A 14,899-nucleotide genomic window follows, 5' to 3' on the forward strand; every position below is an offset into this window, starting at 1 on the left:
CGGGTGGTAGGGCAGAGCCCTACGGTGCTATCGATCTAGTCGGGCATATCGCCCTGAAGGCGAGCGATTTCGTCGGCGAGGTCTAGTTTCTAACGCAAACAGGGCGCCCCATCGAGGATCGGGCGCCTTTTGTGTTACTGGACCGCGGCTGCGTACTAAACCACCGCCCCGAACAGCACCCCCACGGCTGCCGTAATGCCCATGGCCAACGCCCCCCAGAGGGTTACCCGCCAAGCGCCGATCCCTATTTTTGCACCCCCGGCCTTGGCTGCAATGGCGCCAAGGCCGGCAAGAAATATCAGCGACATGCCAGATATCCACGGCACAACACTGTGGGACGGGGCGATGAAAATGACCGCCAGGGGCAACGCGGCGCCAAGCACGAAACTGGCGGCTGAGGCGAGTGCGGCTTGCAGTGGTTTGGCCGTGAGTGCTTCGCTGATGCCTAGCTCGTCTCGGGCGTGTGCGCCCAGTGCATCGTGCGCCATTAATTGATCGGCCACCTGGTGCGCCAAGTCGGATGACACCCCTCGGTGCATGTAGATGTGGGCAAGCTCGCTGTGTTCGGATTTCGGGTTGCTGGCCAGTTCGGCCCGTTCCCGCGACAAGTCAGCCTGTTCGGTATCGGCCTGGGAGTGCACGGAAACGTATTCACCCGCCGCCATGGACATGGCGCCCGCCACTAGCCCGGCCATACCGGTCACGATCAGCGTGGAGTGGGTGGCGTTGGCGGCGGCGACGCCAATCAACAGGCTGGCGGTGGAGACGATCCCGTCATTGGCCCCCAGGACTGCGGCACGCAGCCAGCCGATACGGTCACTGCGGTGGAGCTCGGTGTGCCTGTGCATGAATTTCATGGGTTAACGGGACTCAGGTTATTGACGAGGTTGGATTCGGCGGCCTCAGCCTGCGCTTGCTGTTTGCCGCCTACAATCGATATTTCTTTTAGCTGTTCACCGTCGCGCACCACGAACAGTGCGTCCATGCCACGTGCTTGCGCCAGGCGTGGGCCTTCGATTTCGCCCAGCACCAGCAGTGCCGAGGCCCAGGCATCGGCAAGCATGCATGAGGCAGCTACGACGGTGACCGCCGCAAGTGTGTTGCACAGTGGTGCGCCGGTAAGCGGGTTCATGGTGTGGGCGTAGGTTTGCCCACCTACCTCCACCCAGTGTCGGTAGTCCCCGGACGTGGCGATGGCGGCGTCGCTGAGTTCCATCACGCCCATGACTTCTCGCACGCCCCGGCAGGGTTTTTCAATCGCTACGACCCAGGGTTGGGCGTCAGGCTTCATGCCTTGGGCGCGCATTTCGCCGTCGATGCCGACGAGGTAGCGGGTGATGCTTGACGCTTCCAGGCAAAGGGCCAGTTCATCGACGCCAAAGCCTTTGGCAATGCCATTCAAATCCAGCTTCAGAGGCGCCCGTTTGCGTACCCGATTGCGTTGCGCGTCTACCTCCAGTCCCGCGCTGGCGCAAAGCCGAGCGCGTGGCGACGCTATCATGAGCGCCTGCTCGGTGATCGTCTGTTCGCCGGGACCGAAGCCCCAGGCTTCCACCATGTCTGCGACGGCGATGTCGAAGGCGCCCCCGGATTGCTGGCTGACCCGCAGCGCGGCCGCCAGCACCGTGGTCAGCTCTTTGGGCACTGGCAGCCACTCATGCTCGGGGGCCGCGTTGAGGCGGCTGAGGTCAGAGCCGGCTTTCCAGGTAGACATTTGCCGGTCCACCCGGCTCACAGCGTGGGACAGGCGCTGACCGATCTCGTCGGTGTCGATCCCGGCCGCCGCATAGAACACCGCGGTGTAGCGGGTGCCCATGGTCTCGCCGTTCAGGCTGTAGCGCTGCACATCAGTAGACATCTTCACGGTAGCGTCCTTGTGCCTTGAGGGTCAGCACGCTCAGGTTCAGCGGAGCCAATATTTCATCCAGGGCCTGCATCACGCCTTTGGCCATTTCACGACTGCCGCAAACCAGTACTTGTGCGCCTTTTTCCACCAGCCGGCGCAAGGACAGTGCATCAGTGAGCAGCCGGTCCTGGACGTAGCTACCGTTCTGTACCTGGGAAAAAGCCGCGCGCAAGGCGGTAAGTCGCTGGTCTGCCAGGTAGCGGTTAAGTTCAGGCTCGTACAGAAAGTCCGAGGCCGGGTTGCGCCCGCCCCAATACAAATGCATCGGGTGGCGGGCAGTGTTGTTGCGAATGAAGCCGGCCAAGGGGCCAATGCCGGTACCGGCACCGATCAGGATCACCGGGTGTGCGCCCGACGCAGGACGAAACTGTGGGTTGGGCTGGATAAAGGCTTCGATCGAATCGCCGATGTCCAGGGCATGCAGGAGTTGCGAGCAGAGGCCTCCTTGGTGTTTGCGTACGCAAATCTCGAGCACGCCGTCCGTGGAACTGCTGGCCAACGAGTAAAAACGCGGAACTGGGCTATTCGCCGAGATAATCCCTACCAGGTCTCCTGCCTGGAAGCCCGGTAGTTCACTGTGCGCCTTGAAGCGCAGGATGTGGGTTGGCGCATTCACTTCTTCGCCATAAGCGATGCGCTCGGCCAGCTCCAGTTGATAGGTGCGCGGTGGCTCCGGTGTATGGGCCAGGGCCAAGTCATGCCCCAGTGTTGTGGCTAGGGCGTGGCCCCAGCGCGCAAATTCCTGGGAAGACTGGCGGTTGACGGTTTCCAGCCCCAGCAACGGTGAGGCACCGGCCAGTTCCAGCGCTGCCTGCACCTGATGGGCGTACTGACAGAATTGTGGAAACTGGCGGTCCCCAAGCCCCAGCACTGCAAAGGGCTGGCCGGGTTTGACGCCCTCGTGGTTCAGCCGTGCCAGAAACTGCGCGGCCGACGCCGGTGCATCGCCATCACCGTGGGTCGCGGTGAGGATCAATAGTCTCTGTGCGTTGCGGTACTTGCCTTTCCATTCATTCATGGGCGCGCTATGCACTTGGTACCCAGCCTGATGCAAGGCCGCATGCAACGTGTTGGCAAACCCCCATGTGGTGTTGTTTTCAGTGCCTACCAGAATCACGCTGTCGGCGGAGTGAGCAGGGCTGTTGTGGCGAATGTTCGGACCGGCTTTGCGACGGCGCCACCAGAGCAGGATGCCGGTCACGCTCATCAATGGCACACAGAGGGCACAGAGCCCGAGTGGCAAGCCCAACCACCAGAGGCCTTCTGCGGTGTGTAACTGATAGATCCATTGGTAGACGGTGCGCATTGAGTCGTGGGGTTGATAGGACAGCAGGGCGCCGCTGACCGGGTCCACGTAGCCAACACCATGGGACGTGCGCAGAGAGAACACATCGTTTGGATTGCCCGGGCTCGGGTAGACCAGTTCACGCAGGTCATTCAGGTCGATGGCCTGCAAGGCTTGCAGTTTCGCCACCGGTAACGCCGGGCCAGCGCTGATGTGGGTGGGGAAGGCCGGTTCACTCTGGCTGCCGTCGGCGATCAAGCCGAAGGTCGTGGCGGCCATGTACAGCCCGCTTACTGCCGACAGCAGCAGCCCGAGCAAGGCCAGGCGCCCGACTTCCGCATGCCAGCGCTGGCTGAACGTACCGCGCAGTGGCCGCAGCAAATTGCGCCAGCCACCCAGGCGCCGGGCCAGCAGCAACGCGCCGGACACTGACAGGATCAACATGAGCAACGCACCGACGCCCGACACGCCATGGCCCTGTGTGCCCATGAACAGCGAGCGGTGCAAGTCTTTCACCCAGCGGGTGAAGGCGGACGGCGCGTAGGGCGCGAGGCCCTGGCCGGTCAGTGGGTCAACCGTTTCCGCCCCGGACTGGCCATCGCGGTTGTAGTAAACGATGACCGTGCCGGAGGCGGTGCGCTGGATTTGCTCCACGCCTTGAAAGTGACGGGCGACGCCTTCCGCCAACTGGCCGACATTAAGCTGGCCGGCAACGGTGGACGTGTTGTGCAGGCGTTCCAGAGCCGGATCAACCGACAATACCGCGCCACTGATGGCCAATATCATGACCAACAGGGCGGCGATCAGACCGGGCAGCGAATGAAACTGGCGAAGCATGTTCAGCCTCCAGAAGTGGTGGTTGCTACAGGTCGTAAGTAAACGCGTTGACGTAAGTGCTGCCGGTTGCCGGCTTGCCTGATCCTTGGGTGGTCAGGGGCACGCTGATGTCGGCTCGGCCTTCACGCTGGTTCTCCACGGCGCTGTCGATTCGGATCTGATACCCGGCATCAATCAAGGTGTCTGCCAATTCAACACTGACTTTGAGGGTGCGTCCGCTGCCCACGCTGGCACCGCTGACCCCGTCAAACTCCCTGGGGTTCTGGCCGCTGCCGCGGGCCCAGTCAGTCAAATGCCGGTAGTACTTGGCCTTCTTGCCGGCGACCCACAGGGTTTTCTGGTACTGGCCATTGGCATCGGTGACGTAAATCGCCAGGTACGCATCGTTACCGTTGTAGTCCTTGAGCTGGGTCGTCAGGGTCACTTCACGGGCCTGGGCCAGCCCCGGCAAGGCAATGGCGCCGGCGAGGAAAGTTGCAGCGATGATTTTTTTCATGAGGACGTCCTGGTTGAGCGTTGTAGCGAGAGCCTGAACTTGCTGGCTAACAACAGCCTGAAAGCCCTGGAAAAAATCGAAATGCTCATTCAGCACCCGGGCTGACGAGGTAGTCCCGGGCATCACCGTCGTCGCCGAAATTGACGTGCAACGTGCGCAGACGCAGGGAGGCGGGGGCATAACGCGCCTCGATGGCGTTGCCCCTGCGGTCAGCGCCCCTGAGCTTGTAGCAACCGTCGTCGACCTTGATGCGCTGCACGCTCCAGCCGTATTGCTGCTCCACGCGTTGACGCAAGGTTTCCCGCGGTTGCCAATCGCTGGCGGGCTCGCTGCAGTCGTCATCAGCGAGGACGCTTGCGCTGAGCAACAGGCTCAACAGCGCAGTACGTGCAATAAAAGCGGTTTTCATGATCTGTCTCCTGCCGGATGGGCATCTGTGGCATACCCTAAGGTGCATTCCTGACAACCAGCTGAATCTTCAGATTCACCTCAGGTTTGGCGGTTAAGGTACTGCACGACACTCATCAGGATGAGGTAGCAGATGCGGGTTTTATTGGTCGAGGATGCCCCCGGGCTGGGGGAGGCAGTGCGCGAACAAATCGCCGACGATGGTCATGCCGTCGATTGGGTGCAGCGCCTGAACCACGCGAGCAATAGCGTGCGCACCACGCCTTATGACTTGATCCTGCTGGACCTGATGTTGCCGGACGGTCGCGGGCTGGACTTTTTGCGCGAGCAGCGCTCAGCGGGCAACGTGACCCCGGTGATTATCCTCACCGCCCAGGACCAAATATCCGATCGCATTGCCGGCCTCAATGCCGGAGCCGACGATTACTTGGTTAAACCGTTCGACCTGTTTGAACTCTCGGCCCGGGTGGCAGCCGTGGCCCGACGTTACAGCGGCAACCCCAACCCGCAGATCAAACTCGGTGAACTGCAGATCGACATGAACGCTCGCACAGTTCAGCGCGCCGGTACCACCGTGGACTTGACCGCACGCGAGTGGGCGCTGTTCGAGGCATTCGTACAGCGTCCCAATGCGTTGCTTTCGAAGTCCCAACTCGAAGAGCGCCTGTACGCTTTTGGCGCGGAGATAGAGAGCAACACCATCGAGGTCTATATCAGTCGTCTGCGCAAAAAACTGGGACGCGACCTAGTTGAAACCGTTCGTGGCATGGGTTATCGGTTGACACCGGTATGAAGTCGTCGATAAGCCTGCAAAAGCGCCTCGGCCTAGGGTTAACCCTGGGCATGACATTGCTCTGGCTGGGGGCGACCGTCGGCGCTTGGCTGGTGGTACAACATGAGTTGAATGAGGCATTCGACAGCGCCCTGGAAGAGACCGCGCAACGCATCCTGCCCTTGGCCGTACTGGAGATTAGCAACCGCGAAGCGCCCCGCGAAGCACAACACGTGGCCACCTTGAAAATGCACAAGGAATACCTAACGTACCTGGTGCGCGATACGCAGGGCCGGATTTTGATGCAATCCCATGACGCCAACCCGAAGATCTTCAATAAACAGCCGGGGGAAGGGTTTTCCACCACTGACAAGTATCGGCTATATGGCGCGAGCGCGCTGCGCAAAACGCTGTTCATTGAGATTGCCGAACCGCTGGCTCATCGCCGTGAAGCGGCGCGGGAAGCCTTGTTTGCGTTGTTGCTGCCGTTGTTGGCGCTGATCCCTGTCAGCCTGTTGGGCACCTGGTTATTTGTGCGCATTAGCTTACGCAGCGTATTGGCCTATCGTCGCGCCCTGGAAGCTCGGGGTGCAGGGGATTTGTCACCGATCAACGTGGCACGACTGCCGGCAGAAATCGACCCACTGGCCGACGCGGTCAACCACTTGCTTGAGCGCTTACGCAAGACGCTGGAGGCCGAACGTAGCTTTACCGCAAACAGCGCCCATGAACTGCGCACGCCGATGGCCGCGACATTGGCGCAGATTCAGCGCTTGCACCAGGAAGCGCCAGAAGGCCCGTTACGCGTGCGGGCGGCGAAGATCGAAAACTCATTACGCGACCTGGCGAGGCTCTCGGAAAAGCTTATGCAACTAGCCAAGGCCGAGGGTGGTGGGCTGCTATCCGAGGCGCCCCAGGACCTGATCCCGTTATTGGCCCATGGGGTCGACGAGTGGAATCGCAACAGTGGGCAAAGAATCCAACTGCGACTGCCGACCCAGAGCAGTGTTTATTCAGCGATTGATCCTGACGCGTTTGGCATCCTACTGCGCAACCTGATCGAAAATGCGTTGAAGTACGGTACCGTGGACCAGCCGGTTGAAGTCAGCCTCACAGACCAGGCGCTGCTGCAGGTGATCAACGGAGGTCCGGCCGTGCCTGAGGCAGTATTGCAGCGCCTGACCGAACGATTTGTGCGGGGAAACAGCGAAGCCAGTGGCTCAGGGCTGGGTTTGGCTATTGCGAAAACGATTGCGATAGGGGTCAAGGCGACTTTAACCCTGGCCTCGCCAGCAACAGGTCGGAAGGAGGGGTTTGAAGTCAGCGTTCAGTTTTTGTGTCTGCCAAGGTAAATGCGGATTGAGCCCTGACGGCTATCAGTATCGCATCGGATTGACGTCTAACAGCACGGCGCTAGAATTCGCTAAGCCCTCTGCTAGGGATAGTTTGCGATTCAGGCTTTTTATTAATTGGCCATTGGCGACAGCATCATCCTCAACAGGAGTTATGCTGTCGCCAAACTGAGTCTCTAGCAAAAATAAGCCAAAGCTCCGCTAAGGCTATTTATTAAATCTGCAAGGTCGCATAGCACCATTAGAATTTATGTTGAGCGGCATAAGGGCAGATCATTTCCATAGCCAGCGCGCTTATCTCTGCTTGGTCATAGGCAGGTGCAACCTCTGCCACATCCATACCTATGATATTAATGCCTCGCAGCCCACGCAAAATCTCAAAGGCATGAAAAGTTGATAAACCTCCGCATAGCCTCCTCTGGGTGTGCCTGAGTTCAGGCCATTTTGAAATACGATTTTTTCAACAAAATCGGCCAAATAGGACATCCATCAGGGACGGCGACCGGCCAAAAACGGCGGTGCGATAAGGTTGGCGACTGCTTAAATCAAAAGGGACCACGCATGAGAAAATATTTGGTTTTGTTGTTGGTTGGTGCCACAGGAGTTGCTCAGGCGCAATCGATATGCACTTATCCATGGTATCAATCAGTCGATAAGAGATTCCATACAACTGACGGGCAAGGGCATGGGCCGGATATAGGCTCCGATGAATGGAAATCAGTGATCGAATTCAAATTAGGGGTTCGCGATGGGGCAAATGTCCCTGAACGAAGTTCCGATCAGTGGTGCCAATACATTGATCAGCATATCAATGGGATGCAAGTGACCGGGGGCAGTACGGAAAAATCGTCGATAGTCAATGAGACGCCTGGCCCTTCTTACGATTGCGCCAAGGTGAAGCCTGGCGCTATCGAAGCGATGATATGTGAGGACAAGGCGTTATCCGTGCTCGATCGCAATCTGTCGGAAGTTTATGCCAGCGCGAGAGTCAAGGCCGGCAACGAGCATCCACCCCGGCTTAAAGCAGAACAACGTGGATGGATAAAGGGTCGCGACGACTGCTGGAAGAGTGATGACGTCGGTGCATGCTTGCGCATGGAGTACCAGCGCCGCATCGCCGAGTTGCAAGCACGGTACCGATTGGTACCGGAAACCGGTCCTGTCTATTACGAATGCGAGGGCAACCCTGCCAGAGAGATTGCTGCCATGTTCTTTAAAACCGATCCGCCGACATTAATCGCCGAGCGTGGAGACAGCGTATCGCTCATGTACCAGCAGCCAAGTGGCAGTGGCGTAAAGTATCTTGGACGCAATGAAACTCTTTGGGAACATCAGGACGAAACTATAATCACTTGGGGATACGGTGCGCCCGAATCACATTGCAAAAGAAAACCTTGAACAACGATCCAGTCAGCTGGGTAATTGCATTCTGGCGAAAGCTAGCAAGTAGCCTGAGGCAGCTTTCGTGAAAGGATGCACCGGCCGATATCAGACCTGCCTGACTCTCTGTTTTCTACCAATATCTGCCGACCGTGACAGGCATAAATCTGCCAAAAGCGACCAATCCAACAAGTACTCAGTACTCCACTGGGTCCGCGCTGGAGTGGGGCCGGGCTACGGGACATCCATTAGCTCAACGATGTCGACTTTAGCTTTAGTGAAAGTATGTTTAAGGTGGCACTCACCATTATCTGATAGTAAATAGACCCGGAGCGTTGCGCAGTAGTCATCTATGTTTGATATTTTTTCTTTGAATTGACTACGACAAGCTTCAGTCGTTCTTCGATGACTCCCTTCAGGGAGATCAACCTTCCGATCCAACAAGATTTGTGAGAGCACAAATCCCAGACCCTGTATCAACACTTATGTTATGGAGAAGTTTCATGAATGTCGACTGGCTTAACTTCACTCCCTGGTCATCCCTTGCCGGTGGCGCATTGATTGGTCTCGCGGCCAGTCTATTCGTGGTCGCTAATGGGCGTATCGCAGGTATCAGTGGCCTGATTGGCAGTCTTTTACAGCGAGGGAGTGAGGGGGGGAGTGAGAAAGCGCTTTTTCTCCTAGGCCTGCTTATCTCGCCGCTTCTATGGGGATCGTTCTCCTCGCTACCAAAGATTGAGTTCCAAAGTGGCTGGTTCGGACTGATCGTCGCCGGTGTATTGGTGGGTATCGGCACACGCTACGGATCAGGTTGCACCAGTGGCCATGGGGTATGCGGCATATCGCGCCTTTCGCCGCGATCGATGGTTGCTACTGCGTGTTTCATGTTCAGTGGTTTCGTCACGGTGTTTGTCTTGCGTCATCTGCTTGGGGGTTGAATATGACTAAACTGACTGCGTTCATTACTGGCCTGCTGTTCGGTTTGGGGCTGCTTTTGGCAGGGATGGCCAACCCAAGCAAAGTACTCGCTTTCCTGGACCTAACCGGTGCTTGGGACCCGTCCTTGGGATTAGTCATGGTCGGGGCAATTGCCGTGGCCGTTGGCCCGCTAGCATGGGCACACCGACAATCCAGTTCGCTGCTGGGAAAGCCAATGCAGCTTCCGATCAAACGTGAGTTGGACAAGCGCTTGATCGGCGGGAGCCTGTTGTTCGGCATCGGCTGGGGAATAGCGGGCATCTGTCCTGGCCCCGCAGTGGCAGTTCTGCTGACAGGACGCTGGCAAGTGATCGTTTTCATGTTGGCCATGCTGGCCGGCATGTTGTTGTTTACCGCGCTGGAGAGCCGGCGCAACCATTGACCGAAGCCTGCGAATTACTGCCGGACTGCTTCTCATTTGCCTCGGTCTGTCCGTGTGATCGGCGTGTGGGGAGTGGATAGGTTTAGTGCCGTTTTTGGCCCAGAGTGTGTAAAAACGTTTTTACGCGCAGCATGAATCCGAAACTTTAGGGTGGAGTTCCGAAACTATTTCACTATGTGGGCTTGGCGATGGCTCTTACACGCCAGTAATGCACCGCACTATGGGCACGGCATATGTCGCTTATCAATGGTCGACCTCGTGCCACCCTGAAAAGAGTATCGGACAGAAAAGATATGAAAAACACTTCAGTTTTTAACGAAGAATGAACAACAGGTGTGATTTATTGGGCGTAAGTTCGAACTGAACTTCCCGCCTTTCTGGCGATACCCTGTGAGTGCATTAATTGAAACGCACAATTTCCCCTTTGATGGTTGAAAAACGTTCGATGCTCCGGAGGATTGCGCTTTGCTCGGGAGTGACCTTCGCTCTTCTTCTGACAGCGGGTGGCTACTGGCTATTTACGCCACCCGCACCTTATGTACCTTGAGCGGCTTAGATCCCGCGTCGGTGTCAATGATAGCTGTGGGTGATCAAGGCAGCGGCAAGTGGCTGCAGTGGCAAGTAGGTCAAGCCATGGAGAAAGTTGCGTCCACTGAGGGGCGGCTGAACATGGTGGTGCTTCTAGGCGACAATTTTTACGGTAACTCGTTAACCAGTACTCATGACCTCAGCTGGCAAATCAAGTTCGAGCGTGTTTATTGGGGCCGCTGGCTCAGTCATGTACCGTTCTACCCTGTGCGAGGTAACCATGATTACCCAGTGTCGCAAAAGTATGAGATCGAGTACGGGCAACAGCACAAGGGGTCAGGCCGCTGGCATATGCCTGCGAGCTTTTACGTCAAGGATTTCGGTGATGTAGACGGGCGGCCATTGGTGCGCATGGTATTCCTTGACACATCGGCACCACGTGAAAGCTTGCAACAGCAAATTGACTTGATTGATCAGGCATTTCAGGCAGGCGGAGCGGCTCCTGTATGGCGAATCGTGGCGTCCCATCACCCTGTACGCAATCAAGGTCAGCATGGTGATGACTCGGATCTGGTGGCCAGGCTGTTACCGGCTTTACAGCGCAACAAAGTGGATATGCTTTTATCAGGTCATGATCACAATCAGCAATTGCTGTTGCGTGCAGGGGAGCCTGCTTGGGTCATCTCCGGTGCTGGAGGTCAGAGCCTTTATGCCCTTAAGACGCCTGCGCCTGATAGTACATTCTCTACATCGTCAGCCGGTTTTGCTAAGCTCGACTTGGATGCCAATCAACTGCGGTTAGCTTATTACAATGATCTAGGTGGCCTGGAAGTTGGTTATCGCTGGGTTAGAGAATGTCCGTGGATGGCTAAAGGTTGTTTACTGCCCGATGAACCACAAGGGACCAGTATGCAGTTAGCACAGTGAGTCACCCCTGACGTTATAGACGTACCCGAAAGATTACTTTTGCAGTAGCTGAGCTGTCTATAGGGGGAGCGTACGTTTTGCTAATTGATGGGCGCTATAGGGTTATTTTGTCGATCGGGCGCATGAATAGGGCTGAAACACTTCCGTACCACAAAATTAAACTGTCGCCCGGATATGTTCAAGATAAAACAAGTAGAGCAGTGGTGTTGTTCCTAGTGCATATATCCTCGATTAGCATATGCTTCACCTCCAGACTCATGGCATCATCTGGGTGCAATAGCCGCACTTGAAAAGGATCTGTTTGCACTTGTCGCCGTCACCTTCGTCGAAGTCGTGCATATCTGGATGCTGAAACGAACCCATGTCATCGCGCACGACTTGGGCTGGCTTGATCAATTTGACCTCTTCAGGATGACATCGTACTTGCCGCTATAACGGCTGACTTTGAATTGGGAGAGGTTTTGTTGCGGGGGGTTGAGATGAGTCGGTTTTGATAGACAGACGAGTAAGCGCTTCTAGGAAGCGCAAGCCAGAATAGTTTGTCATGCGCTCAGGCAGCGCAGTAGTTTTGCCTTATTGAATGCTTTTCAGAATTAACATATTGAGCCTTATGCTCATGGGCTATAAGCGGCTCAAAAAGTCCAATAAGGAGTTTTTTTAGTTTCAGCGCTACATGCTCTTCAAGATCGGTAATTGTACATTTTGAGCTAAGTGATCGATGGATTTGTCCGTTTGGAATTTCTAGCGCCACAAGAAACCCATCAATGAAACCATCAATATAACCTTCTAGTCGCTCGCATTGAGCAAGACGTGACAGCCCTCCTGGGGCGCCTTGATAGTTCCAGGAGACATGAAACTGTCCACCGATATTTTTTACTTCTATGTATTTGAATCTCTCTGAGAGGGTACTCATGCTTCACTCTCCATAACGATGCATGTTCTTGTTAGGTAGGTAAAACTATAGATTTCGGCTGTTAAAGTCTATTTCTTGGTAATGCTAGCGATGAAATCCTTATTCAGGCGGCATTTGCTCGGCTCTCTTTCATCATCCAAGGGGCGTTAGCTCTGATCAGCGCAGCCATCGACGGTGGGCTGACGCTGTTGCCACACATATGAACCTGTTGGGTTTTGGTGAAGGACTTACCGTCGACGCGATGGTTGATGATGTAGTCGCCCGAGAAGCCGTGGTTTTGTACTGCTAAGCCGGTTACAGCATCCATAGGCACATATCGACGATCACATGCGGAGTGCCTTTGATGGTCATGGCGACCAGTGCCAGGCGGTCGTGGGTAGTGATGGTCGGCGCAGATACTGCGTGTCGCCTTATCACTGTTGTCGCATTAGCTGCTCCGGAAGACTGCGACATTCTGGATATTTGCTTTAGTCCACAAACTCTGTCGCTGCCTTGACCTTGGGTTTGTTGGGCGGAGCTGCGTGTGCAGATGACACCTCTTTGGTGTAACTGTCAGTGCTTCCAGCGCGCCAGCAGTCTAGTTTTTGCATTTTGTTCACGACCCAAAGGGCATGTGCGAGGAATAAAGCGGCAGTCCCGCAGTCAATCACTACAGTGATCGTTTCAAGCAAATGCACGCCACTGCGAGCATTCCCGCCGTATTCAGTTTTGAAATCGAGAAGAGATTTATCCATGTGTACATGGCATAGGCTATCCTTACCCAAATTGAGGTAACGGGTTTTAGAGAGAAGAGTGCCGAAACTTGATTTATAGGGCGGCATCTGGATATGACTGGAAAAGGAGCCTCTACATGAATGCCACGCAGCGCAGCCTTGTTGAGATATCTCTCGTAGTATTAGGGGTGGGGTCCTTATTAGTAGGGGCTATACTTTTAGTACTTTTTTATCTAGAAATCGGAAGATTAGACTACCTGTTTGATCCCGAGCAGTTTGCATTAATAGTTTGGCCTCCATTTTTTATTGGTGCTATTTTACTCTGGGCAAGAGCTTTTTTTAGGTCTGCTGATAAGTGCGAATAGGTTCTATCAGGCACTCATATTTTTTGTTTTTGATAATTAGAATGTCAGTTACGGAAGGCTAATAAGGCCTGCCAATTGCTTTTCACTCATCCGGTTGGCGCCGCGAATGAAGCGCGATATCAGATCCTGTCCCCATCGATCCCGGTACGCGCCATGGTTCGTTTCAGCGGGGCGTCATCGTTATGATAAAGAGCTGTGACAATCGTTCGTGACAGCACGAGTGCTTCTTTTTCCTTCGTACTCAGCCTCTCGCAGTCGCGTTTATCGCGCTTCTGTTCGGTTGCAGATCTGCCCATGGCTTGCATCTTCAAGCCCCCTGGGAGGCAGGTGGTGTTGGGTTTGCCAAGGCGTCGTTGTGCCGATGCGTTGACGCGCTTCACATGTGACTGCCGAAGAAGGCGAACACTGTCAGCGTGATGCCAATGCGCAAAGTCCAGCAGTTCAGGAATTTTCCGAACTGCTTAGCGTTGAACTACTCTGCTTTTGCCTCTAGCTCACGAGCATAGGTAATGACGTTGTTGTGGCCGAAGCCCTCGGCTACGACTGCGCCTATAGCCTGATTGATCAGCGAAAAGGTGTTGTTGCCGCTCGGGCGCACGATGATTAGCGGGGCCAGAGGTGGCGGTTGTACGCCGGGCTTTTTGTAGAATTCGGCCGTGGCCTGCTGGGCTCGTGCGCGCAACCCGTCGAGAACGTTGATCGCTGAGCGATTGATGGGTGTATGGTCGACCCTCGACTTGGGCTACGAGTATTCGTCGGCACTCAGACCTTACGACAAGGGAGAGCTGAGGAATACCTGCAGGCAGTAAAAAGCCAAGTCGAAACCGGGCTGTGTTGCACTCTTAAAAGCCACCGAATTTAAGAGCAAGGCTGTGCGGGCGTGCCCTTCACGATTTACTTGTGCATGTCTGAGTCCTCCGTTTTGAGTGTCAGCAGGTAAGGGGTGATACAGGTGTGCAGTGTCTGCTGGACTGGCATCCGCATCGGTCTTTGCTCAAGCCGTAACAAAGCTGGAGCACAGTCCGATGCATCCTGGTGCTGGGGAGTACCAAGGGCTCTGGCAGTTAGCGACAGGCTGTCGTGGCGCTGGTTAATTCGGATTAACCGACCAGATCAAAAGAGTCAGCGCGGCGCGTAATTCTCAGTTCGCCGCCTCTGCGCTCACTGGGGCGGCGATTACGTCGAGCTATCCCGCTGTCATCAAGACCTTGCATAGTCATCACTCCGACTAGCAGCAAGCAGAGCGGTGTGACGATCTGTCGGCGCATCGCTTAGGCGACCATCGCGCCTTGGAGGTGAACGCCGAGCTTGAACATGGCGCAGGGCCGCAAGGATGACGCGGGAGAGGGTGAAGGCGCTGCAGATACCAACCTTGATCCTGTAGAAACCGGCCTGAAGCTGCTCGATGTGATCCCGGAGTCCAACTTGACGCGACAGACACTAACCACCCGCGGCACCGGCTGCGTGGCTCATATGAGCCAGCGCATGCTCAACGAATTATCGGTACCACCAGCTACGGCGATCAAGGATTGATCGCGTTGCAGGCCTGTAAGACCTATGTTGCAGGTGTGTTCGTCTCAGAGTGATGGATTTAGACCCATGGCCTGTAGTAATCGGAATATTTCACTCAGAGGGCTCAGTGTTCTAGTGTTGATTA

16 protein-coding genes and 2 pseudogenes are annotated in these 14,899 nt (G+C 55.7%); 8 read left to right on the forward strand and 10 right to left on the reverse strand.

Features of this window, described 5'->3' with window-relative positions:
- Positions 1-155: 155 nt before the first annotated feature.
- The 5 genes from AACY07_RS16155 to AACY07_RS16175 all read right to left on the reverse strand — a co-directional run bounded on the left by AACY07_RS16155 (position 156) and on the right by AACY07_RS16175 (position 4,933).
- Positions 156-857 carry a VIT1/CCC1 transporter family protein gene (locus AACY07_RS16155; protein WP_048361850.1) on the reverse strand — a complete coding sequence of 234 codons (702 nt, stop codon included), beginning with the start codon at positions 855-857 and terminating at the stop codon, positions 156-158.
- A complete protein-coding gene (locus AACY07_RS16160; protein WP_339476276.1) occupies positions 854-1,858 on the reverse strand; it encodes an FAD:protein FMN transferase in 1,005 nt (334 codons plus the stop codon). Before AACY07_RS16160 ends, AACY07_RS16155 begins: the two co-directional genes overlap by 4 nt.
- A complete protein-coding gene (locus AACY07_RS16165; protein ID WP_339476057.1) occupies positions 1,848-4,028 on the reverse strand; it encodes a PepSY domain-containing protein in 2,181 nt (726 codons plus the stop codon). Before AACY07_RS16165 ends, AACY07_RS16160 begins: the two co-directional genes overlap by 11 nt.
- A 25-nt stretch (positions 4,029-4,053) precedes the next feature.
- The gene (locus AACY07_RS16170) at positions 4,054-4,524 is read right to left on the reverse strand and encodes a DUF2271 domain-containing protein (RefSeq protein ID WP_048361847.1); all 471 of its coding nucleotides are present in this window, start codon (positions 4,522-4,524) and stop codon (positions 4,054-4,056) included.
- Positions 4,525-4,609: 85 nt separating this feature from the next.
- Complete coding sequence (locus tag AACY07_RS16175; RefSeq protein WP_339476060.1) at positions 4,610-4,933, reverse strand: PepSY domain-containing protein; 324 nt, start codon at positions 4,931-4,933, stop codon at positions 4,610-4,612.
- A 132-nt stretch (positions 4,934-5,065) separates the two neighbouring features.
- On the opposite strand from AACY07_RS16175, the gene AACY07_RS16180 reads away from it, so the two are divergent.
- Together AACY07_RS16180 and AACY07_RS16185 are read left to right on the forward strand one after the other, a co-directional pair.
- Complete coding sequence (locus AACY07_RS16180) at positions 5,066-5,725, forward strand: response regulator transcription factor (RefSeq protein WP_048361845.1); 660 nt, start codon at positions 5,066-5,068, stop codon at positions 5,723-5,725.
- Complete coding sequence (locus AACY07_RS16185; RefSeq protein WP_048361844.1) at positions 5,722-7,056, forward strand: ATP-binding protein; 1,335 nt, start codon at positions 5,722-5,724, stop codon at positions 7,054-7,056. The genes AACY07_RS16180 and AACY07_RS16185 overlap by 4 nt, the downstream gene beginning before the upstream one ends.
- Positions 7,057-7,297: 241 nt before the next feature.
- On the opposite strand, the pseudogene AACY07_RS16190 reads toward AACY07_RS16185, so the two are convergent.
- Positions 7,298-7,468 (reverse strand): annotated as a pseudogene (locus AACY07_RS16190) (arginase family protein); the annotation flags it as partial.
- A gap of 149 nt (positions 7,469-7,617) precedes the next feature.
- Between AACY07_RS16190 and AACY07_RS16195 the strand changes: the two are divergent.
- The 4 genes from AACY07_RS16195 (at position 7,618) to AACY07_RS16210 (ending at position 11,251) form a co-directional block, all read left to right on the forward strand.
- Positions 7,618-8,454: an MliC family protein gene (locus tag AACY07_RS16195; RefSeq protein ID WP_339476065.1), complete on the forward strand. Its 837-nt coding sequence runs from the start codon at positions 7,618-7,620 to the stop codon at positions 8,452-8,454.
- 485 nt (positions 8,455-8,939) lie between these two features.
- Positions 8,940-9,374, forward strand: a complete 435-nt coding sequence (locus AACY07_RS16200; RefSeq protein WP_048361842.1) for a YeeE/YedE family protein — start codon at positions 8,940-8,942, stop codon at positions 9,372-9,374.
- 2 nt (positions 9,375-9,376) lie between these two features.
- Complete coding sequence (locus AACY07_RS16205) at positions 9,377-9,796, forward strand: DUF6691 family protein (RefSeq protein WP_048361841.1); 420 nt, start codon at positions 9,377-9,379, stop codon at positions 9,794-9,796.
- A gap of 633 nt (positions 9,797-10,429) precedes the next feature.
- A complete protein-coding gene (locus AACY07_RS16210; RefSeq protein ID WP_339476071.1) occupies positions 10,430-11,251 on the forward strand; it encodes a metallophosphoesterase in 822 nt (273 codons plus the stop codon).
- Between the two features lie 255 nt (positions 11,252-11,506).
- Here the strand turns inward: AACY07_RS16210 and AACY07_RS16215 are convergent, their stop codons facing one another.
- The 4 genes and pseudogenes from AACY07_RS16215 to AACY07_RS16230 form a co-directional block, all read right to left on the reverse strand.
- Positions 11,507-11,647, reverse strand: a complete 141-nt coding sequence (locus AACY07_RS16215) for a hypothetical protein (protein WP_339476288.1) — start codon at positions 11,645-11,647, stop codon at positions 11,507-11,509.
- 154 nt (positions 11,648-11,801) lie between these two features.
- A complete protein-coding gene (locus tag AACY07_RS16220) occupies positions 11,802-12,164 on the reverse strand; it encodes a hypothetical protein (protein WP_339476073.1) in 363 nt (120 codons plus the stop codon).
- Positions 12,165-12,267: 103 nt separating this feature from the next.
- Positions 12,268-12,557 (reverse strand): annotated as a pseudogene (locus AACY07_RS16225) (DNA cytosine methyltransferase); the annotation flags it as partial.
- A gap of 74 nt (positions 12,558-12,631) precedes the next feature.
- Positions 12,632-12,898, reverse strand: a complete 267-nt coding sequence (locus AACY07_RS16230) for a hypothetical protein (protein WP_339476076.1) — start codon at positions 12,896-12,898, stop codon at positions 12,632-12,634.
- Positions 12,899-13,014: 116 nt separating this feature from the next.
- On the opposite strand from AACY07_RS16230, the gene AACY07_RS16235 reads away from it, so the two are divergent.
- Both AACY07_RS16235 and AACY07_RS16240 read left to right on the forward strand, forming a co-directional pair.
- Positions 13,015-13,242, forward strand: coding sequence for a hypothetical protein (locus AACY07_RS16235; RefSeq protein WP_339476079.1), 228 nt, complete (start codon positions 13,015-13,017; stop codon positions 13,240-13,242).
- Positions 13,243-14,550: 1,308 nt separating this feature from the next.
- Positions 14,551-14,775 carry a hypothetical protein gene (locus AACY07_RS16240; RefSeq protein WP_339476082.1) on the forward strand — a complete coding sequence of 75 codons (225 nt, stop codon included), beginning with the start codon at positions 14,551-14,553 and terminating at the stop codon, positions 14,773-14,775.
- The last annotated feature ends 124 nt before the right edge of the window (positions 14,776-14,899 follow it).

It is taken from the genome of Pseudomonas sp. RL_5y_Pfl2_69 (assembly GCF_963970465.1).
Classification (GTDB): Bacteria; Pseudomonadota; Gammaproteobacteria; order Pseudomonadales; family Pseudomonadaceae; genus Aquipseudomonas.